6 protein-coding genes are annotated in these 3,272 nt (G+C 28.6%); all 6 read left to right on the top strand.

The features are described from left to right. Positions 1–133: 133 nt before the first annotated feature. Positions 134–673: a DUF1629 domain-containing protein gene (locus A9G09_RS01230; protein ID WP_065633108.1), complete on the top strand. Its 540-nt coding sequence runs from the start codon at positions 134–136 to the stop codon at positions 671–673. A 147-nt stretch (positions 674–820) separates the two neighbouring features. After that, positions 821–1,069, top strand: a complete 249-nt coding sequence (locus A9G09_RS01225) for a hypothetical protein (RefSeq protein ID WP_065633107.1) — start codon at positions 821–823, stop codon at positions 1,067–1,069. A 275-nt stretch (positions 1,070–1,344) separates the two neighbouring features. Next, entirely contained in the window at positions 1,345–1,884 is a 540-nt protein-coding gene (locus tag A9G09_RS01220; RefSeq protein WP_065633106.1) for a DUF1629 domain-containing protein, read from the top strand. A 170-nt stretch (positions 1,885–2,054) separates the two neighbouring features. Beyond that, positions 2,055–2,537 (top strand): DUF1629 domain-containing protein, encoded by a 483-nt coding sequence (locus A9G09_RS13145; protein ID WP_369126351.1) that lies wholly within the window; start codon positions 2,055–2,057, stop codon positions 2,535–2,537. A gap of 55 nt (positions 2,538–2,592) precedes the next feature. Next, positions 2,593–2,946 (top strand): hypothetical protein, encoded by a 354-nt coding sequence (locus A9G09_RS01210; protein ID WP_065633104.1) that lies wholly within the window; start codon positions 2,593–2,595, stop codon positions 2,944–2,946. 39 nt (positions 2,947–2,985) lie between these two features. Further along, a partial coding sequence (locus A9G09_RS01205) for a hypothetical protein (RefSeq protein WP_065633103.1) occupies positions 2,986–3,272 on the top strand: 287 nt, incomplete at its 3' end.

Genomic DNA, 3,272 nt, shown 5'->3' with positions numbered 1-3,272 from the left:
ATTGTGATGTCAGAGTCGTTACGCCAGTTTTTTATAAACAATAAAGTAAAAGGAATAGATTGATCCACACAATGTAATCAACTTTTCTATGGATAATAGTGAAGCTTAAGTAAACCTTTTAAAGGATGTTGATATGATTTATAAATTTATGCTAAGTAATTATCCCAATAGTTATTGGTTCCAATATGTCTCAACAGGAGATGATTATTACGAACTTTTACAATGCAAAAAGATTCAATCGAATAACCCAATAGTTTTTAAATTAGAAAAAAAAGTAAGTGAAAAACGTTTACTCTCTTATGATATTTATTTCAGTAGTGGTCCTGTTTTTATCTCGCCTAGACTTGCCAATTTACTTTCAAACAATGAAGATTTTTTACATGATGTCCAGCTAATAGAGGCAACTATAACTGTTAATGGTCGCAGCTATTCTGGTTATAAAGTATTAAATATTCTTCGTTTAATATCCTGTATTGATATGAATAAATCTGAATATATACCAATATTAGAGAGTTATCCTGATGGACCAAAAGAATTTTATAAAATGGTCTTTAAAGAAGATATAAATGAGCAATTTTGTATGGCAAGGAGTGAAGAATCTATAGGGTTAATTGTGATTTCAGAGTCGTTACGCCAGTTTTTTATAAAAAATAAAGTAAAAGGAATAGATTGATCCACATCATGTAATCAATCTATCGTCCAATGTGAATATCGAAAGATAATGACGGAAAAATATGGAAATTGGAGCATCACAGGCGATTAGCTGGTTTAGATTCTATTCCTGTTCGATGGGTGACAAAAGCACGAAGGTTATAAGGTAATGTTTGATAAGATTAGTAATATTAAAGATAAAGCTGATTTTTTATCATTTATGAATGCTCTAAGAGATGATTTAAAAAATGAACCAGAAAGTTGGACAAACGGGGATTTGCAATCATATTTAGAAGCTTTATCTGCATGGGTTGACAACATAGAGCAATTTTATATTAATACTAAACAGCCAATTCCAAAACATATTAGTTGGAAAGTTCTTGCTGATATATTAATGGCTGCAAAAATGTATGAATAATTTTATATAAATATTAGGTAGATTTATGCAACTCAATCCGCTACATCAGCTGATACACATTCTACTGGACTATTCACAACTGTTTACATTATCAATACTCATAGGATATGCAAACTTAAATAAAAGAAATTCATAACAAGGGTCAAAAGGAAAATTGGACACAAAAGCAATTTAAAGAAGTTTTAAATAAACGTATAAAAACAAAAAGAATTGAACCACGTAGTGGAAAACTATTTTAAATAAAAATTCAAGTAAGCATTTTAAAGGATGTTGTTATGATTTATAAATTTATGCTAAGTAATTATCCTAATAGTTATTGGTTCCAATATGACTCAACTGTCGTTGATCTTTACGAATTTTTACAATGCAAGAAGATTCAAACAAATAAACCCTTAGTTTTTAAATTAAAAGACAAAGTCAGTGAAAAACGTTTATTCTCTTATGATATTTATTTCAGTGATGGTCCTGAATTTATCTCGCCTAGACTTGCAAATTTACTTTCAAACAATGAAGATTTTTTACATGATGTCCAGCTAATAGATGCGATAATAATAGTTAATGGTCGCAGCTATTCTGGTTATAAGGTATTAAATTTTCTTCGTTTAATATCCTGTATTGATATGAATAAATCGGAATATGAACCAATATTAGATGATTATCCTGATGGACCAATGAAATTTTATAACATCGTCTTTAAAGAAAATATAAATGAGCAATTTTGTATGGCAAGGTGTGAAGAATCTATAGGGCGAATTGTGATGTCAGAGTCGTTACGCCAGTTTTTTATAAACAATAAAGTAAAAGGAATAGATTGATCCACATCATGTAATCAATCTATCTATGGATAATAGCGAAGCTTAAATAAAAATTCAATTAAGTATTTTAAAGGATGTTATTATGATTTATCGACTTATGATATGATCGTTATTGGTTCGAATATGTCTCAACAGGAGATGATTATTACGAACTTTTACAATGCAAAAAGATTCAATCGAATAACCCAATAGTTTTTAAATTAAAAGACAAAGTCAGTGAAAAACGTTTACTCTCTTATGATTTTTATTTTAGTAGTGGCCCTATTTCTATCTCGCCTAGACTTGCCAATTTACTTTCAAGCAATCAAGATTTTTTACATGATGTCCAGCTAATAGAGGCAACTATAACTGTTAATGGTCACAGCTATTCTGGTTATAAAGTATTAAATATTCTTCGTTTAATATCCTGTATTGATATGAATAAATCGGAATATGAACCAATATTAGATGATTATCCTGATGGACCCAAAAATTTTTATAAAATGGTCTTAAAAGAAAATATAAATGAGCAATTTTGTATGGCAAGATGTGAAGAATCTATAGGGCGAATTATGATGTCAGAGTCGTTACGACAGTTTTTTATAAAAAATAAAGTAAAAGGAATAAATTTATCCAAACAGTATATTGATAATGACTTCATATTTTCGTACTGATATAGATATATTCACGTAGCCTGACCCGATAGTTAACTGTTAGTGAAATAAAATAATGAACGAAATTGATTATACTTTACTTGATTTACCAATGTTACTTACTAGAAATAAAAACAAATGGTGGCAAGATCCTATTATACAAAGCTCAATAGCTTTATTAGGCTTTTTAAAAAAACATGAATTATTAATCGATGTTGAACCGTTTGATGAGCAGGGAAATTTGAAAACCGATACGGTTGTTAAAATGTCAAACGTAACTCCAGAAGGTTTGGAATTATTTAAAGCTGCTGTAAATGGATGGTATGATTATTTAGCTAGAAGTACCGTTCCTACCAAATATCAAAATGTTAGTCGGCTAGAAAAAGCTTTAGCTAAAATTCGAGAAAGTAAAAATAATGAAGTAAGATAAACATCTCACAATAGATAATAATTAAAATATGAGGTATTTATGGCTTTGGATTTTATAGCATCAAGTAATCAAAAAGAAATAGATGAAAATTCACCGATATTTTCACTTGAAAAATCTGATTACGATGAATTATTCAATAAAGCAAAACCATTAAATCAGTATTCAATAATAAAAAAACTTGATGATTATTATGCTGATACAATCATTCTATATGGGGAAATTCAGCCGTTAATAAAAGAACTTGAAAACCTTATCAAAATAAAAAAATTCCAACCGCAATCAATTATTGATTTTATTAATTTTTTAAAAGAATCTTTTAATGATGG

Origin of the sequence: Gilliamella sp. wkB292, assembly GCF_001690235.1 — a bacterium.
Lineage (GTDB): Bacteria > Pseudomonadota > Gammaproteobacteria > Enterobacterales > Orbaceae > Gilliamella > Gilliamella apicola_F.
This window is presented reverse-complemented; position numbering and strand designations above follow the sequence as displayed.